Below are 16,109 nucleotides of genomic sequence, written 5' to 3' on the forward strand. Positions count from 1 at the left end.
ACATCATGGAAGGCTGGCAGCGCGCATTTGTTCTGCATAGTCGCCCCTGGAGCGAAACCAGCCTGATGCTGGACGTCTTCACGGAAGAGTCTGGCCGCGTGCGCCTTGTCGCTAAAGGCGCACGTTCAAAACGCTCCAGTCTGAAAGGCGCTTTACAGCCTTTTACCCCTCTGCTGGTTCGCTTTAGCGGGCGCGGCGAAGTGAAAACCCTGCGCAGTGCGGAAGCCGTATCCCTGGCGCTGCCGCTGAGCGGCATCACGCTCTACAGCGGTCTCTACGTCAACGAACTCATCTCCAGAGTGCTGGAGCATGAGACGCGCTTCTCAGAACTCTTTTTTGATTATCTGCACTGTATCCAGGCGCTGGCTGGCGCAACTGGCACGCCGGAACCCGTCCTGCGCCGCTTTGAACTGGCGCTGCTTGGCCATCTCGGTTACGGCGTGGATTTTCTCCACTGCGCGGGCAGCGGCGAGCCGGTGGATGATGCAATGACCTACCGCTACCGGGAAGAGAAAGGCTTTATCGCCAGCGTGGTGATCGATAACAGCACGTTTACCGGACGGCATCTGCGCGCGTTGGCGGAGCGGGAGTTTCCGGATGCCGACACTCTGCGCGCGGCAAAGCGCTTTACCCGCATTGCGTTAAAGCCGTATCTTGGTGGCAAACCGCTGAAAAGCCGTGAGCTATTCCGGCAGTTTGTTCCCAAACGATAGCGGAAAAATTACAGGCCAGGCGGGGCGAAGACCGCGCCGGAACCCATAAAAATACGAGGATTGTCATGGCTGAATTACTGTTAGGCGTCAATATTGATCACATTGCCACCCTGCGTAACGCGCGCGGGACCGCATACCCGGATCCGGTACAAGCGGCGTTTATTGCCGAGCAGGCGGGTGCCGATGGCATCACCGTGCATCTGCGTGAGGATCGCCGTCACATTACCGACCGCGACGTGCGCATTTTGCGCCAGACCCTGCATACGCGCATGAATCTGGAAATGGCGGTCACCGAAGAAATGCTGGGCATTGCTTGCGAAACTAAGCCGCACTTCTGCTGCCTGGTGCCGGAAAAACGCCAGGAAGTTACCACTGAAGGCGGGCTGGATGTTGCCGGTCAGCGCGAGAAAATGCGTGATGCCTGCCAGCGCCTGGCGGCTGCGGGCATCCTTGTTTCGCTGTTTATCGATGCCGATGATCAGCAGATCAAAGCCGCTGCCGAGGTTGGCGCACCCTATATTGAGATCCACACCGGTTGCTATGCCGATGCTAAAACCGATGCGGAACAGGCAAAAGAACTTGAACGCATTGCCAAAGCGGCAACCTATGCTGCGAGCCTGGGGCTGAAAGTGAATGCTGGTCACGGCCTGACGTATCACAACGTGAAAGCGATTGCTGCACTGCCAGAGATGCATGAGCTGAACATCGGCCATGCGATTATCGGCCGTGCAGTAATGAGTGGTCTGAAAGAGGCAGTGGCCGAAATGAAACGCCTGATGCTGGAAGCACGCGGCTAATGGCGATTCTGGGAATTGGTACGGATATCGTTGAGATAGCCCGCATCGAAGCGGTGATCGCCCGTAGCGGCGATCGCCTTGCCAGACGGGTGCTGAGCGCAAATGAGTGGGAAATCTATCAGGCGCATCAGCAGCCGGTTCGCTTCCTGGCAAAACGCTTTGCGGTGAAAGAAGCGGCAGCGAAGGCGCTGGGCACGGGGATCCGCAACGGGCTGGCGTTTAATCAGTTCGAAGTTTTTAATGACGAGCTGGGCAAGCCGAGCCTGCGTTTGTGGGAAGAGGCGCAGCGTATGGCGGAAAAAATGGGCGTGCGCAGTATGCACGTGACGCTGGCGGATGAGCGCCACTATGCCTGTGCGACGGTAATTATCGAGAACTAGATTTTATCGGCGTGGTGCATCAGGACAAATTTGTCCCACAGTTGTTCTTCGCTTTCCACATGCGCGGGATCTTTCAGGATTGTATTGGGGATCGGGCACACTTTCTGGCAGGTCGGAGTTTCATAGTGCCCGACACACTCAGTGCAACGGTCGCTGTTAATTTCATAAATGCTGTCGCCCATCGAAATCGCCTCGTTCGGGCATTCCGGTTCGCACATATCGCAATTGATGCATTTTTTGGTAATTAACAGCGCCATCAGGAAAATCTCAGAAACATCACGAACAGGGCGGGCATTATACGATCATTCCCTGTTCAAACCAGTTTTTTTACCAGCTCTTCGCTGTGGCGAATACGCTCCGGCGCATGCTCCAGATCCTGCTGCACCAGCGCCATAAACAGTAAATCCGTCAGCATCATTTGCGCGCTGGTGGAGGAGATCGCCGCGCTGCGCGTCGCCTGCTCTTCGGCAATGGTATAGAGGCAATGCGTCGCGCGTTGTTGCAGCGCGTTAGGCGTAAAACCGGTAATTGCCAAAACTTTACCGCCCACGCGCAGCGTCTCATCTACGGCCATATTGATCTCCCGCCGTTCACCGGTATAGGAAACCGGCAGCAGGAGATCGCCCGGCTCCATGGCTTGTACGGTTGCCAGCAGGGCGTGCATATCCTGTTCGACGACGGCGTTAATGCCGATTTTCATCAGCTTCCAGCCGAAGTTGCGTGCAACCAGCCCGGATGCGCCAATCCCCGTCAGAATAATGCGTCGCGCGTCGCGCAGCAGGCGTACGCTTTCCAGCAGCTTCTCTTCACTGTTGACATCCAGCGAGGCATGCATAGCGCTTTGATACTCATTGATCAGCTTTTCCCCAACGACCCGCAACGGATCGTCGCCGCGAATTTTGTTATGCACCGGAATTGAGTAGGGGTTCGGATTGCTGGCCAGCGCTTCGCTGATCGCCAGCTTCATCGCCGGGAAACCTTTAAAATCCATCTTCTGCGCGAATTTCACCACGCTCGACTGGCTGACGCCCGCTTCGGCTGCCAGCTGTTGTGAGCTTAAATGGCGTGCGCGATCGGGGTTTTCCAGCAGAAATTCCGCCAGTTTTTTATCGCTCTGCGCCAGGCCAGGGTAACGCTGGCGAATGCGAATCAAACAGTTCATAACGTCTCCGGGAGGTATTATCAGCCGCTGTGGCTGCACCCGGCTAAGCGGGCGAAAGAATTTAATATTCCATTAATAGCGTATTATTATGAATTAAAAATTCTATTGATACAAAATATCAATGACCAGCTTTTGACCAGGATCAGGCCGCTCACCGCGCGCAGGAGAGATATCGTCATTGTGGCTGTGGGGGAGGGTTGCGTGCTGGCAGTGTAGAGCATCCGGCAATCAACGGCATCAGTTGATTATCAGAGGTGGCTGTTACCGGAAATGTGAGGATCTATCTGTTAGGCTATGAAAGAGCGATCGCCATAACCGGAGGCTGGCGGTCAGGGATAAACCAGGCAGAGGGATAACATTTGGCTACCACTGAGCGCCGCGTCGTTTTTTTTGATCTTGATGGCACACTGCATCAGCAGGATATGTTTGGGACATTTCTGCGCTATTTACTGCGCCATCATCCGCTTAATGCCTTACTGGTATTGCCACTGTTGCCGGTGATTATCGGCGGATTATTGATCAAAGGGCGTGCCGCGCGCTGGCCGATGAGCTTGCTGCTGTGGGGATGCACGTTTGGTCACAGCGAGCGCCATTTGCTGGCGCTCCAGCAGAAATTTGTCACCTGGTTTCGCGGGCACGTAACGGCATTTCCGGTCGTCCAGGCAAGGCTAACCAACTACCTTGCGGCAGCCGATGCGGATATCTGGTTGATTACCGGTTCGCCGCAACCGCTGGTGGAGCAAGTCTATTTTGATACGCCCTGGCTGCCGCGCGTGAACCTGATTGCCAGCCAAATCAAACGGCGTAACGGCGGCTGGGTGTTAACAATGCGCTGCCTTGGTCATGAAAAGGTTGCGCAGTTAGAACGTAAAATCGGCACGCCGCTGCGCCTGTACAGCGGCTATAGCGATAGCAAGCAGGATAACCCGCTGCTCTATTTCTGCCAGCATCGCTGGCGGGTTACGCCGCGCGGTGAGCTGCAACAACTGGAGTAGTGCCTGACCGGGGCGCTGTGTATAATGCGCCCCGCCTGAATCACTGGAGTACTTCCCTTTGTCCAACCCTGAACTGAATCATGAGTACTGGATGCGTTATGCGCTGACGCTGGCAAAGCGAGCCTGGGATGAGGGCGAAGTTCCCGTTGGCGCGGTACTGGTTTATAACGACCAGGTGATCGGCGAAGGCTGGAACCGGCCGATTGGCCGCCACGATCCGACCGCTCATGCTGAAATCATGGCGCTACGCCAGGGCGGGCTGGTGCTGCAAAATTATCGTCTAATCGATACCACGTTATATGTCACGCTGGAGCCGTGCGTGATGTGCGCCGGTGCGATGGTGCATAGCCGCATCGGACGGCTGGTGTTTGGCGCGCGTGATGCCAAAACGGGCGCGGCGGGATCGCTGCTGGATGTGCTGCATCATCCGGGCATGAATCACCATATTGAAATGGAAGAGGGTGTGTTGCGCGACGAGTGTGCGGCGATGCTGAGCGACTTTTTCCGCCAGCGCCGGATGGAGAAAAAAGCGTTGAAAAAATCGCCAACGGACTCGCCAAATCTTCAGGCCCGATAAAGCAAGGCTGCCGTCCGGCAATTCACGCCGATCGAAAAACTAGCGATTAACTTTAAGCGGATTTTTTACCAGCGCTTCGGGCACCAGTAACGGGTTACGCGGGAAGGCATCGTTGGCCGTCAGGGCGCTGAAGGGCATCACACCGTAATCCGGACGGTTAAGTTCATCTGTCGAAACTGCCGGATAACTTTGCGCCAGTTGCAGGGCTTTGGCGGCAACCTTCTCTTTTTCCAGCAGATAACCCACCAGGCTAATTTCGTACTTACGAATATTTTCCACATAGGCATAAGCTTCATGACCACGGGCATAACCGTAAGTCAGCTTGCTGTAATAAGGTTTCTGGCTCAGCAGCGGCAGCCGCTGTTTAACGTCGGCCCAGCTATCGGGATTACCTTTGGTTTTCGCCGTCAGTGCGCGGGCATCAAGCATATGCGCATAGCCCATATTGTAGGCCGCCAGCGCAAACCAGATTTTCTCATCCTGTGGCACGCTATCCGGCACTTTGCTCATCATATCCAGCAGATAACGGGCACCGCCGCTGATGCTTTGTTCAGCATCGGTTCGATCGCTTAAGCCCAGGCTCTGCGCCGTGTTTTTGGTCAGCATCATCAGACCGCGCACGCCGGTGGGCGAGGTGGCCTGCGAATCCCAGTGCGACTCCTGGTAAGAAATGGCTGCCAGCAACCGCCAGTCGATCTCCTGCGCGTATTTTTCAAATATCGGCTGAAGGTCGGGCAATACGCTGTCCACTGCACGCAGGAAAGTGCGCGTATCCACATAGTCAAAATCGTCGCCGTGGCCGAGGTATTTCTCCTCCAGCCGTGCGAGCGTGCCGTCTTCATTCATATTGTTGAAGAAGTCGAGCATCGCCGCTGACAGCGTATTGTCGTCATCGCGCTTGCTGAACCAGGTCACTGGCTGCTCATCGGTGATATCCAGCGCCACGGCCAGTTCCGGATGAACGCGCTGGAACAGACTGATTGCCACTGAATCGGCCACGGTATAACTCAGCTTGCCCTCGACAACTTGTTCTAACAGCGCCGTCGTGCCCAGTTTTTCGTCCACTTTCCAGCTTAAGTCCGGGTATTTTTTCTCTTTAAGCTCGCGCAGATCGTCCAGCGCAACGTGGCCGGGGGCGATGGTTAACTGATCGGCAGTGATCGATTGCAGCGAGCGCGGGCGATAGCTGCCAACCCGATAAACCAGTTGCTGCGAAACCGAGTAGTAGACCGGGCCGGTCTGGTAGTTTTTGATGCGTTCGCTGTTATAGACAAGGCCAGCAGCAAGCATATCGGCGTCATCATTATCGAGGTCGTCGAAAAGCTGGCTGATATTCTGCCGCACGGTCACTTTCAGTTTGACGCCGAGGTAATCGGCAAAATGCTGTGCCAGATCGTAATCCAGCCCGCTGGTTTTCCCGTCAATGACGGCATAGCTCAGCGGACTGGAAAGCGTACTGATGCGCAATTCCCCGCGTGCTTTGATCGCCGCGATGCGATTGTCGGCTTTACCGAACCAGGGAATGGAAGGCCACAGGGCCGCTGCCAGCAGCAGGGTGACAATGCCGATGAGCAGATAATTAATCTTAAATTTTTTCAATTAGTTAATTCTCTGCGCAGTGCTTTGCTTCAGAATATTTTTTACCGTGGTTACAACAGGGTTTGTCGGTGATTGAGCGGCATTTTGCGCAACAAAACGCCAGTTGGCAACTAATTAGAGCAGTCGGCGACAGCTATTGTTAAAAAATCAGACGTTGTTTATTTCGACGCAAACGGTTTCGTCGCCGCGCACTATTCTCTATAATGACGCCCGTTTTCCCCCCTGGTGCACACTTAAAGCGTCCCTGACGCTTCGAAGACGAGAGACTTATGATGGAAATTCTGCGTGGTTCGCCTGCATTGTCCGCTTTCCGTATCAACAAACTGCTGGCGCGTTTTCAGGCGGCCAACCTCCCGGTCAGTAATATTTATGCCGAGTATGCCCACTTTGCCGATCTGAATGAGAGCCTTACTGAAGAAGAGTACGCACGGCTCCAGCGCCTGCTGAAATACGGCCCGAGCCTTGGCAGCCATACGCCGACCGGAAAATTGCTGCTCGTCACGCCTCGTCCTGGCACCATCTCTCCCTGGTCTTCCAAAGCGACCGATATCGCCCACAACTGCGGACTGAATAAAATCAATCGCCTTGAGCGTGGCGTGGCGTATTACGTTGACGCGGCGGGTCTGAGCGATGCCCAGTGGAATGAGGTTGCCGCCGAACTGCATGACCGCATGATGGAGAGTGTGTTCACCTCGCAGGCGGACGCTGCGCGTCTGTTTGAACACCATCAACCGGCACCGGTACAGAGCGTTGATCTGCTTGGCGAAGGCCGCCAGGCGCTGATCGACGCGAACCTGCGTCTTGGCCTGGCGCTGGCGGAAGACGAAATTGATTACCTGCAGGATGCGTTCACCCGTCTGGGACGTAACCCGAACGACATCGAACTCTATATGTTTGCTCAGGCGAACTCCGAGCACTGCCGCCACAAGATTTTCAACGCCGACTGGGTGATTGATGGTAAGCAGCAGCCGAAGTCGCTGTTCAAAATGATTAAAAACACCTTCGAGCAAACGCCGGACTTCGTGCTGTCAGCCTACAAAGACAACGCGGCGGTCATGGAAGGTTCGGAAGTGGGGCGCTTCTTCGCCGATCGCGGGGAAGGCCGTTACGATTTCCATCAGGAACCGGCACATATCCTGATGAAAGTGGAGACCCATAACCACCCGACGGCGATTTCACCGTGGCCGGGTGCGGCGACCGGTTCCGGCGGCGAAATCCGCGATGAAGGGGCGACCGGTCGCGGCGCGAAACCGAAAGCCGGGCTGGTAGGCTTCTCCGTTTCCAACCTGCGCATTCCGGGCTTTGAACAGCCGTGGGAAGAGGATTTTGGTAAGCCGGAGCGTATCGTTACCGCGCTGGATATTATGACCGACGGCCCGCTGGGCGGCGCAGCGTTCAATAACGAATTTGGTCGTCCGGCGCTGAACGGTTACTTCCGTACCTATGAAGAGAAAGTAAACAGCCACAACGGCGAAGAGCTACGCGGCTACCACAAACCGATCATGCTGGCAGGCGGGATCGGTAACATCCGCGCGGATCACGTACAGAAAGGCGAGATCACCGTTGGCGCGAAACTGATCGTGCTGGGTGGCCCGGCGATGAACATCGGTCTCGGTGGCGGCGCGGCGTCTTCTATGGCCTCCGGCCAGTCTGATGCGGATCTCGATTTTGCTTCCGTACAGCGTGACAACCCGGAGATGGAGCGTCGTTGCCAGGAAGTGATCGACCGCTGCTGGCAGCTGGGTGATGCCAACCCGATCCTCTTTATTCATGACGTTGGCGCGGGCGGTCTGTCGAACGCTATGCCGGAGCTGGTGAGCGATGGCGGTCGCGGCGGTCGTTTCGAACTGCGCGATATCCTCAGTGATGAGCCGGGCATGAGCCCGCTGGAAATCTGGTGTAACGAATCGCAGGAGCGCTATGTGCTGGCGGTTGCCGCCGATCAACTGGCGCTGTTTGACGAGCTTTGCCGCCGCGAACGCGCGCCGTACGCGGTGATCGGGGAAGCCACCGAAGCGCAGCACCTGATGCTGAATGACAAGCACTTTAACAACCAGCCGATCGATATGCCGCTGGATGTGCTGCTGGGTAAAACGCCGAAAATGACGCGTGACGTAGAAACCCGGCAGGCGACCGGCGATGCCTTCAATACGCAAAGTATCTCTGTGGCTGATGCGGTAAACCGCGTGCTGCATCTGCCGACCGTGGCGGAAAAAACCTTCCTTGTCACCATTGGCGACCGTACGGTAACCGGCATGGTTTCCCGCGATCAGATGGTTGGCCCGTGGCAGGTACCGGTTGCTAACTGCGCGGTCACTACCGCCAGCCTTGACAGCTACTACGGCGAAGCGATGGCGCTGGGCGAACGTGCGCCGGTTGCGCTGCTGGACTTTGCCGCTTCCGCTCGCCTGGCAGTGGGTGAAGCATTAACCAATATTGCGGCAACGCAGATTGGCGATATCAAACGTATCAAACTCTCCGCCAACTGGATGGCAGCAGCCGGTCACCCGGGTGAAGACGCAGGCCTGTATGCGGCGGTAAAAGCAGTTGGTGAAGAGCTTTGCCCGGCGCTGGGGCTGACCATTCCGGTGGGTAAAGACTCCATGTCGATGAAAACCCGCTGGCAGGAAGGCAGCGAGCAGCGTGAGATGACCTCGCCGCTGTCGCTGGTGATCACTGCTTTTGCCCGCGTGGAAGATGTGCGCCACACGGTGACGCCGCAGCTTTCAACGGAAGATAACGCCCTGCTGCTGATCGATCTTGGCAACGGCAACAACGCGCTGGGTGCGACGGCGCTGGCGCAGGTTTACCGTCAACTGGGCGACAAACCGGCGGATGTGCGTAACGTTGAGCAATTAAAAGGCTTCTATGATGCGATTCAGGCGCTGGTTGCCGATCGTAAACTGCTGGCCTATCACGACCGTTCCGATGGTGGTTTGCTGGTCACGCTGGCTGAAATGGCCTTTACCGGCCACTGCGGCGTGAATGCCGACATTGCGGCGCTGGGCAGCGATCGTCTGGCGGCACTGTTTAACGAAGAGCTGGGCGCGGTAATTCAGGTGCGTGCCGCCGATCGTGAGGCGGTGGAAAGCGTGCTGGCGGCCTACGGTCTGGGCGACAATGTTCATTATCTCGGCCGCGCCGTTTCCGGTGACCGTTTTGTTATCGAAGCGAACGGCCAGCCGGTGTTCAGCGAAAGCCGTACCACGCTGCGTATGTGGTGGGCAGAAACCACCTGGCAGATGCAGCGCTTGCGCGACAACCCGGAATGCGCGGATCAGGAGCATGACGCGAAAGCCAATGACGCCGATCCGGGTCTGAACGTGAAACTGTCGTTCGATATCAATGACGATATCGCCGCGCCGTTTATTGCCACCGGCGCACGTCCGAAGGTGGCGGTGCTGCGCGAGCAGGGCGTTAACTCCCATGTGGAAATGGCGGCAGCTTTCCACCGTGCCGGGTTTGATGCTATCGACGTGCATATGAGCGATCTGCTGGCCGGGCGCATTGGTCTGGAAAACTTCCACGCGCTGGTGGCTTGCGGCGGCTTCTCTTACGGCGACGTATTGGGTGCTGGCGAAGGCTGGGCGAAGTCGATTCTGTTCAACGACCGCGTACGCGATGAGTTTGAAACCTTCTTCCATCGTCCGCAGACGCTGGCACTGGGCGTATGTAACGGCTGCCAGATGATGTCTAACCTGCGTGAACTGATCCCGGGCAGCGAACTGTGGCCGCGCTTTGTGCGTAACCACTCCGATCGCTTTGAAGCGCGTTTCAGCCTGGTTGAAGTGACGCAAAGCCCGTCGCTGCTGCTGGCCGGCATGGTCGGTTCACAAATGCCGATCGCGGTTTCTCACGGTGAAGGGCGTGTCGAAGTGCGTGACGCGGGGCATCTGGCTCAGCTTGAGAGCAAAGGGCTGGTGGCGCTGCGTTATGTCGATAACTTCGGCAAAGTAACGGAAACCTACCCGGCTAACCCGAACGGTTCGCCGAACGGTATTACGGCGGTAACCAGCGAAAGCGGCCGCGTGACCATCATGATGCCGCACCCGGAGCGCGTATTCCGTACGGTCTCCAACTCCTGGCACCCGGAAAACTGGGGCGAGGACAGCCCGTGGATGCGCATCTTCCGCAACGCCCGTAAACAGCTGGGTTAATCGTCTGTTGCAGACAAGCCCTCTTCCTTCGGGAAGAGGGCTTTTTTTTGCCCGCTCAACTGTCGGTATTTCCCGACAACAGATATTCCTTACTGTCTCTAAAAGGCGACACTTAATTTATTGATTATTAATGCATTATTTTCGGCGCTGAGTGGGTGTTGCTGATTAGCGACATGTTGGTGAAATGATAAACATTTTTGCTTTACCGCCTTGTGATAAAAATTCATTTATAATCAGTATATTAAAATAATGATTTATAAATTGGCATAATACATGCATAATAACAGGCAGTGGCTCATTCACTTTCTTATGTCAGCCCCTTCGGGACGCGCTACATAAACTCAGAATGACGCACTTAAAGGTGCCTGCCGTCCAACTGCTGATCATTGCGTAGCTTTATCAGATATCGGGCGAAACGTCGAGTTAGGCACCGCCTAATTTTTAAACAGAGCCGGGTTAAAGCCCGGCTTTGTTGTTTCTGGCATTTACTAAATCAGTTAGCATTCCGGTATCTTTTTCTGTGAGAGTACTGCATTGAAACGCTGGCCTGTTTTTCCCCGCTCGCTGCGCCAACTGGTCATGATGGCGTTCCTGCTGATTTTATTACCGCTGCTGGTTCTGGCCTGGCAGGCGTGGCAAAGCCTGAACGCGCTCAGCGCGCAGGCGCTGCAAACCAACCGCACCACGCTGATTGATGCGCGTCGCAGCGAAGCGATGACCAATGCGGCGCTCGAAATGGAGCGCAGCTATCGCCAGTATTGCGTGCTGGATGATGCGACGCTGGCGCGGGTTTACCAGAATCAGCGTAAACGCTACAGCGAGATGCTTGATGCGCACGCGGGCGTACTGCCGGATGACAAACTCTACCAGGCGTTACGCCAGGATCTCAGCGATCTTGCCCAGTTGCAGTGTAAAAACAGCGGCCCGTCGGCAGCGGCTTCTGCGCAGCTTGAAGCCTTTGCCGCCGCCAATACGGATATGGTGCAATCCACTCGCGCAGTGGTGTTCTCGCGCGGTCAGCAACTGCAACTGGAGATCGCTGAACGCGGACAATTTTTCGGTTGGCAGGCGCTGGTGCTGTTCCTGGTGAGCCTTGGCCTGGTGTTGCTGTTTACCCGCATGATCATCGGCCCGGTGAAGGGAATCGAACGCATGATCAACCGGCTGGGCGAAGGGCGATCTCTGGGGCATTCCGTGGTGTTTAAAGGGCCGCGTGAACTGCGTTATGTGGGCGAACGTATTATCTGGCTCAGTGAAAGGCTGGCCTGGCTGGAATCCCAGCGTCATCAATTTTTACGCCATCTCTCCCATGAACTCAAAACGCCGCTTGCCAGCATGCGCGAAGGAACAGAACTGCTTGCTGATGAAGTGGTTGGGCCGCTGACGGCGGAGCAGAAAGAGGTGGTGGAGATCCTCGATGCCAGCAGCCGCAATCTACAAAAGCTGATTGAACAACTGCTCGATTACAACCGCAAACTGGCGGATGGCGCGGTCGAACTGGAACAAGTGGAGCTGGAGCCGCTGATTGATATGGTGATCTCCGCTCACAGTTTACCGGCGCGAGCTAAAATGATGCATACCGAGATCGCGCTGGATGCGTCAAGTTGCCAGGCCGAACCGATGCTGTTGATGAGCGTGCTGGATAATCTTTACTCCAACGCGGTGCACTATGGTGCTGAATCCGGTACCATTTATCTACGCAGTTTTACAGCCGGTAATCGGCTTTGTATTGAGGTGGCAAATACCGGTACGCCGATCCCCGAAAGCGAACGAGAGATGATTTTTGAACCTTTCTTCCAGGGAAGCCACCAAAGGAAAGGGGCGGTGAAAGGAAGCGGGTTAGGGTTAAGTATCGCCAGAGATTGCCTCCGCCGTATGCAGGGTGAACTGCAACTGGTGGCGGACGGCAAAGCCGATGTCTGTTTCCGTATTGAGTTACCGCTTAATACGCCGGAAAAATCCATTTAATGAATCTATATCTGGTGAGTATGTCGCATCTCTTTTCTCGCGTGGTTAACGCGGTTACACAGCAAAACGTCTGGCTTCGCGCGCTTCCCTGCCTGTTACTGGCGGGCTGCGTGACGCAGAAGCCGCAAAGCGCCATTCATGACGACCAGCAAGTGAGACTTCCTGAGCATCAACTGGCGGATTTCCTGGCAACGGACTGTGAGGATATCTGGTCGTTATCGGGACCGGACGTTGACAATAACCCACTCTACTGGCTGCGCAGCATGGATTGCGCCCAGCGTTTAGCGCCTGCGGTAGCGCGTGCAGAAGCGCGTTCCTGGTCCGATGAAAGCTGGCAGGCCACTTTCCGACGCGGTATTTTGCTCTCCAGCGCGAAGATTTCGCCGCTGGAACGTCGGGAATATAACGACAAGCTGGACGCCTTAAGCCCGGTTATCCCGGCGCAGGTTCGTCCGATCTTCCAGCTCTGGCGCGACGGCGAAGCCTCGAAATTGCAGCTCGCCGATGAGCGCAGCCGCTACGGTAAACTTCAGCAATCCACCGACAGCGAGCTGGACAGCCTGCGTCAGCAACAACAGTTGCTGCGCGAGCAACTGGAAACGACCACGCGCAAACTGGAAACTCTCACCGATATTGAACGCCGCCTTTCCACGCGCAGCAAACCTGCCGCTACCGATCTGCCCGATAATGTTCACACGCCGAAAACGGATGCGACTCAGGAGGATGTGAAACCATGACCAGCCGTAAACCTGCCCACTTGTTGTTGGTGGATGACGATCCTGGATTGCTGAAGCTGCTGGGGCTGCGCCTCACCAGCGAAGGCTACAGCGTCGTCACCGCAGAAAGCGGACAGGAAGGGTTGCGCATTCTCGCGAGGGAAAAGGTCGATCTGGTGATCAGCGATTTGCGCATGGATGAGATGGATGGCATGCAGCTTTTTGCTGAGATCCAGCGCGTGCAGCCGGGAATGCCAGTGATTATCCTGACGGCGCACGGTTCGATCCCTGATGCCGTGGCCGCCACCCAGCAGGGCGTTTTCAGTTTCCTGACCAAGCCGGTGGATAAAGATGCGCTGTATAAAGCCATCGATGATGCGCTGGAACATAGCGGTTCCGCCAGCGACGATCGGTGGCACGAAACCATTGTCACCCGTAGCCCGCTAATGCTGCGTCTGCTTGAGCAGGCGCGTATGGTGGCGCAATCGGATGTGAGCGTGCTGATTAACGGCCAGAGCGGAACCGGCAAAGAGGTACTGGCGCAGGCGATCCACAATGCCAGCCCGCGCAGCAAAAGCGCGTTTATCGCCATTAACTGTGGCGCACTGCCGGAGCAATTGCTGGAGTCGGAGCTGTTTGGTCACGCGCGCGGCGCCTTTACCGGCGCGGTCAGCAGCCGTGAAGGTCTGTTCCAGGCCGCAGAAGGCGGCACGCTGTTTCTTGATGAGATTGGCGATATGCCGATCCCGTTGCAGGTCAAGCTGTTGCGTGTGTTACAGGAGCGCAAAGTACGTCCACTCGGCAGTAACCGCGATATCGATATTAATGTGCGCATTATTTCGGCGACGCACCGTGATTTGCCGAAAGCGATGGCGCGCGGTGAATTCCGCGAAGATCTCTACTATCGTCTGAATGTGGTGAGCCTCAAGCTGCCAGCGCTGGCCGAGCGTGCGGAAGATATTCCTCTGCTGGCTAATCACCTGCTGCGCCAGGCTGCGGATCGGCATAAACCCTTTGTGCGCGCCTTTTCTACCGATGCCATGAAGCGCTTAATGACCGCTTCCTGGCCTGGTAACGTGCGCCAGTTGGTGAACGTGATTGAGCAGTGCGTGGCGCTGACCTCATCGCCGGTAATCAGCGACGCGCTGGTCGAGCAGGCGCTGGAAGGCGAAAACACCGCGCTGCCGACCTTTGTTGAAGCGCGCAACCAGTTTGAACTCAACTATCTGCGCAAGCTGCTGCAAATCACCAAAGGCAATGTGACGCATGCTGCCCGTATGGCGGGGCGCAACCGCACCGAGTTCTACAAATTGCTCTCCCGGCATGAGCTGGACGCCAATGACTTTAAAGAGTAATGGCGAAATGATTATGCTACTGTGAGCAACCGATTACGATGCAGCAGACTGGTAAAAGCGTGTAAGGAAAGACCATGAAAAAAATTGATGCGATTATTAAACCTTTCAAACTGGATGATGTGCGCGAAGCGCTGGCGGAAGTCGGCATCACCGGGATGACGGTGACCGAAGTGAAAGGTTTTGGTCGTCAGAAAGGCCACACCGAGCTTTATCGCGGCGCCGAGTATATGGTGGACTTTCTACCAAAAGTGAAAATTGAAATCGTGGTGACTGACGATATCGTCGATACTTGTGTGGATACCATTATCCGCACGGCGCAAACCGGCAAAATCGGTGACGGTAAAATCTTTGTCTTTGATGTGGCGCGCGTGGTGCGCATCCGTACGGGCGAAGAAGACGACGCCGCGATTTGATGTTTTTCCCCTCACCCCGCAGGGTGAGGGAAACTGACTTATAACACTTTATGCGGGCCAAAGCATTCGTAGTGAATCTTCTCTTTGGCAATGCCGAGCGACACAAGCTGTTGGGCGGCAAACTGCATAAATCCGACCGGGCCGCACAGATAAAATTCCATCGCCGGGTCGCTGAATTTCCCTTCCAGCGCGGTTAAATCCATTAACCCTTCACTGTGAAAACGACCGCGATCGGCCGCCTGCGGCTGCTGATACCAGACATGCTGGTAGAAGCTATTGAGTGAAGCGCCAAGCTGGCTGACTTCCTCAGCAAAAGCATGAACCTGACCATCAAGCGCAGCGTGGAACCAGTTAACCTGCGCACGATGCTGCGTTTGGGCCAGATGATCCAGCATCGCCAGCATCGGCGTCTGGCCGACACCGGCAGAAATCAGCGTTACCGGCGTAGTGGCCGGAATAGCCATAAAGAAATCCCCGGCAGGCGCGGCCAGATGGACGATATCGCCCGGTTTGGCTTCGTCGTGCAGCCATTCCGAAACCTGACCGCCCGCTTCGCGTTTCACGGCAATGCGGTACGTTTTGCCATTCGGCTGGCGGGTCAGCGAGTACTGACGAATCTCCTGGTGGGCAAAACCTTCCGGCTTCAGCCAGATGCCGAGATATTGCCCCGGCTGATAATCCGCCACCGGCAGACCATCGACAGGTTCAAATTCAAAACTGGTGATCAACGCGCTCTGCGGGATTTTCTCACGCAGACGGAAAGCGCGAGTGCCTTGCCAGCCGCCGGTTTTTTCGGCGTGCTCGCTGTAGATTTGTGCTTCGCGATTGATAAAGACGCCCGCCAGCACGCCGTAGGCTTTTCCCCATGCATCCAGTACTTCCTGGCCCGGGCTGAACATCTCATCCAGCGTCGCCAGCAGATGCGCACCAACGATGTCGTACTGCTCCGGCTGGATCTGGAAGCTGGTGTGTTTCTGGGCGATTTTTTCCACCGCAGGCAGCAGGGCGGCGAGATTATCAATATTGCTGGCATACGCGGCAATGGCATTGAACAGCGCTTCACGCTGATCGCCGTTGCGCTGATTGCTCATATTGAAGATCTCTTTCAGCTCCGGATTATGCGTAAACATACGGTCATAAAAATGGGCGGTCAGTTTGGGGCCGGTTGCGGCCAACAAGGGAAGGGTGGCTTTTACCGTTGCGATGGTTTGGGCGTCGAGCATGGTGCTTCCTTTTTGGTTAACTTTTAAAGTTGTATTTTAAATGCATCTTATAGC

Annotated in this window: 14 protein-coding genes; 10 read left to right on the forward strand and 4 right to left on the reverse strand. The window is 55.9% G+C overall.

Going from position 1 to position 16,109, the window contains the following annotated elements; all coding sequences use genetic code 11:
• The first annotated feature begins 5 nt into the window (after positions 1 to 5).
• The 3 genes from recO to acpS all read left to right on the forward strand — a co-directional run bounded on the left by recO (position 6) and on the right by acpS (position 1,890).
• Positions 6 to 713, forward strand: coding sequence for a DNA repair protein RecO (gene recO / locus AWR26_RS06680; protein ID WP_035888212.1), 708 nt, complete (start codon positions 6 to 8; stop codon positions 711 to 713).
• A gap of 65 nt (positions 714 to 778) precedes the next feature.
• Complete coding sequence (pdxJ, locus tag AWR26_RS06685; protein WP_064564485.1) at positions 779 to 1,510, forward strand: pyridoxine 5'-phosphate synthase; 732 nt, start codon at positions 779 to 781, stop codon at positions 1,508 to 1,510.
• Positions 1,510 to 1,890 (forward strand): holo-ACP synthase, encoded by a 381-nt coding sequence (acpS, locus tag AWR26_RS06690; protein ID WP_064564487.1) that lies wholly within the window; start codon positions 1,510 to 1,512, stop codon positions 1,888 to 1,890. Before pdxJ ends, acpS begins: the two co-directional genes overlap by 1 nt.
• Here acpS and AWR26_RS06695 read toward each other — a convergent pair.
• Both AWR26_RS06695 and AWR26_RS06700 read right to left on the reverse strand, forming a co-directional pair.
• Positions 1,887 to 2,147 carry a YfhL family 4Fe-4S dicluster ferredoxin gene (locus AWR26_RS06695; protein ID WP_007370781.1) on the reverse strand — a complete coding sequence of 87 codons (261 nt, stop codon included), beginning with the start codon at positions 2,145 to 2,147 and terminating at the stop codon, positions 1,887 to 1,889. The two genes, acpS and AWR26_RS06695, sit on opposite strands and share 4 nt — an antisense overlap.
• Positions 2,148 to 2,203: 56 nt before the next feature.
• Complete coding sequence (locus AWR26_RS06700; RefSeq protein WP_007370782.1) at positions 2,204 to 3,052, reverse strand: MurR/RpiR family transcriptional regulator; 849 nt, start codon at positions 3,050 to 3,052, stop codon at positions 2,204 to 2,206.
• Between the two features lie 359 nt (positions 3,053 to 3,411).
• Here AWR26_RS06700 and yfhb point away from each other — a divergent pair, with 359 nt between their 5' ends.
• Positions 3,412 to 4,047, forward strand: a complete 636-nt coding sequence (gene yfhb / locus AWR26_RS06705) for a phosphatidylglycerophosphatase C (RefSeq protein ID WP_043952667.1) — start codon at positions 3,412 to 3,414, stop codon at positions 4,045 to 4,047.
• 91 nt (positions 4,048 to 4,138) lie between these two features.
• The gene (tadA, locus tag AWR26_RS06710; RefSeq protein ID WP_405055567.1) at positions 4,139 to 4,624 is read left to right on the forward strand and encodes a tRNA adenosine(34) deaminase TadA; all 486 of its coding nucleotides are present in this window, start codon (positions 4,139 to 4,141) and stop codon (positions 4,622 to 4,624) included.
• A 39-nt stretch (positions 4,625 to 4,663) separates the two neighbouring features.
• On the opposite strand, the gene mltF is transcribed toward tadA, so the two are convergent.
• Positions 4,664 to 6,223 (reverse strand): membrane-bound lytic murein transglycosylase MltF, encoded by a 1,560-nt coding sequence (mltF, locus tag AWR26_RS06715; RefSeq protein WP_007370785.1) that lies wholly within the window; start codon positions 6,221 to 6,223, stop codon positions 4,664 to 4,666.
• A 269-nt stretch (positions 6,224 to 6,492) separates the two neighbouring features.
• Between mltF and purL the strand changes: the two genes are divergently transcribed.
• The 5 genes from purL to glnB all read left to right on the forward strand — a co-directional run bounded on the left by purL (position 6,493) and on the right by glnB (position 14,832).
• On the forward strand, positions 6,493 to 10,380 hold the full coding sequence (purL, locus tag AWR26_RS06720) for a phosphoribosylformylglycinamidine synthase (RefSeq protein ID WP_064564491.1): 3,888 nt from the start codon (positions 6,493 to 6,495) through the stop codon (positions 10,378 to 10,380).
• 534 nt (positions 10,381 to 10,914) lie between these two features.
• Entirely contained in the window at positions 10,915 to 12,348 is a 1,434-nt protein-coding gene (gene qseE, locus AWR26_RS06725) for a two component system sensor histidine kinase QseE/GlrK (RefSeq protein ID WP_071892623.1), read from the forward strand.
• On the forward strand, positions 12,348 to 13,085 hold the full coding sequence (gene qseG, locus AWR26_RS06730) for a two-component system QseEF-associated lipoprotein QseG (RefSeq protein WP_064564494.1): 738 nt from the start codon (positions 12,348 to 12,350) through the stop codon (positions 13,083 to 13,085). Before qseE ends, qseG begins: the two co-directional genes overlap by 1 nt.
• A complete protein-coding gene (glrR, locus tag AWR26_RS06735; RefSeq protein WP_007370790.1) occupies positions 13,082 to 14,419 on the forward strand; it encodes a two-component system response regulator GlrR in 1,338 nt (445 codons plus the stop codon). The genes qseG and glrR overlap by 4 nt, the downstream gene beginning before the upstream one ends.
• A 74-nt stretch (positions 14,420 to 14,493) precedes the next feature.
• Entirely contained in the window at positions 14,494 to 14,832 is a 339-nt protein-coding gene (gene glnB, locus AWR26_RS06740; protein ID WP_002438074.1) for a nitrogen regulatory protein P-II, read from the forward strand.
• 38 nt (positions 14,833 to 14,870) lie between these two features.
• On the opposite strand, the gene hmpA is transcribed toward glnB, so the two are convergent.
• A complete protein-coding gene (gene hmpA / locus AWR26_RS06745) occupies positions 14,871 to 16,055 on the reverse strand; it encodes an NO-inducible flavohemoprotein (RefSeq protein ID WP_064564495.1) in 1,185 nt (394 codons plus the stop codon).
• Between the last annotated feature and the right edge of the window lie 54 nt (positions 16,056 to 16,109).

The sequence above is a fragment of the Kosakonia oryzae genome, assembly GCF_001658025.2.
Taxonomy (GTDB): Bacteria; Pseudomonadota; Gammaproteobacteria; order Enterobacterales; family Enterobacteriaceae; genus Kosakonia; species Kosakonia oryzae.

Bases quoted from the DNA above. Each gene is read 5' to 3' on its own strand.
- recO (WP_035888212.1), top strand. From the start codon at position 6: ATGGAAGGCTGGCAGCGCGCATTTGTTCTGCATAGTCGCCCCTGGAGC.
- pdxJ (WP_064564485.1), top strand. From the start codon at position 779: ATGGCTGAATTACTGTTAGGCGTCAATATTGATCACATTGCCACCCTG.
- acpS (WP_064564487.1), top strand. From the start codon at position 1,510: ATGGCGATTCTGGGAATTGGTACGGATATCGTTGAGATAGCCCGCATC.
- AWR26_RS06695 (WP_007370781.1), bottom strand. From the start codon at position 2,147: ATGGCGCTGTTAATTACCAAAAAATGCATCAATTGCGATATGTGCGAA.
- AWR26_RS06700 (WP_007370782.1), bottom strand. From the start codon at position 3,052: ATGAACTGTTTGATTCGCATTCGCCAGCGTTACCCTGGCCTGGCGCAG.
- tadA (WP_405055567.1), top strand. From the start codon at position 4,139: ATGCGTTATGCGCTGACGCTGGCAAAGCGAGCCTGGGATGAGGGCGAA.
- purL (WP_064564491.1), top strand. From the start codon at position 6,493: ATGATGGAAATTCTGCGTGGTTCGCCTGCATTGTCCGCTTTCCGTATC.
- qseG (WP_064564494.1), top strand. From the start codon at position 12,348: ATGAATCTATATCTGGTGAGTATGTCGCATCTCTTTTCTCGCGTGGTT.
- glrR (WP_007370790.1), top strand. From the start codon at position 13,082: ATGACCAGCCGTAAACCTGCCCACTTGTTGTTGGTGGATGACGATCCT.
- glnB (WP_002438074.1), top strand. From the start codon at position 14,494: ATGAAAAAAATTGATGCGATTATTAAACCTTTCAAACTGGATGATGTG.
- hmpA (WP_064564495.1), bottom strand. From the start codon at position 16,055: ATGCTCGACGCCCAAACCATCGCAACGGTAAAAGCCACCCTTCCCTTG.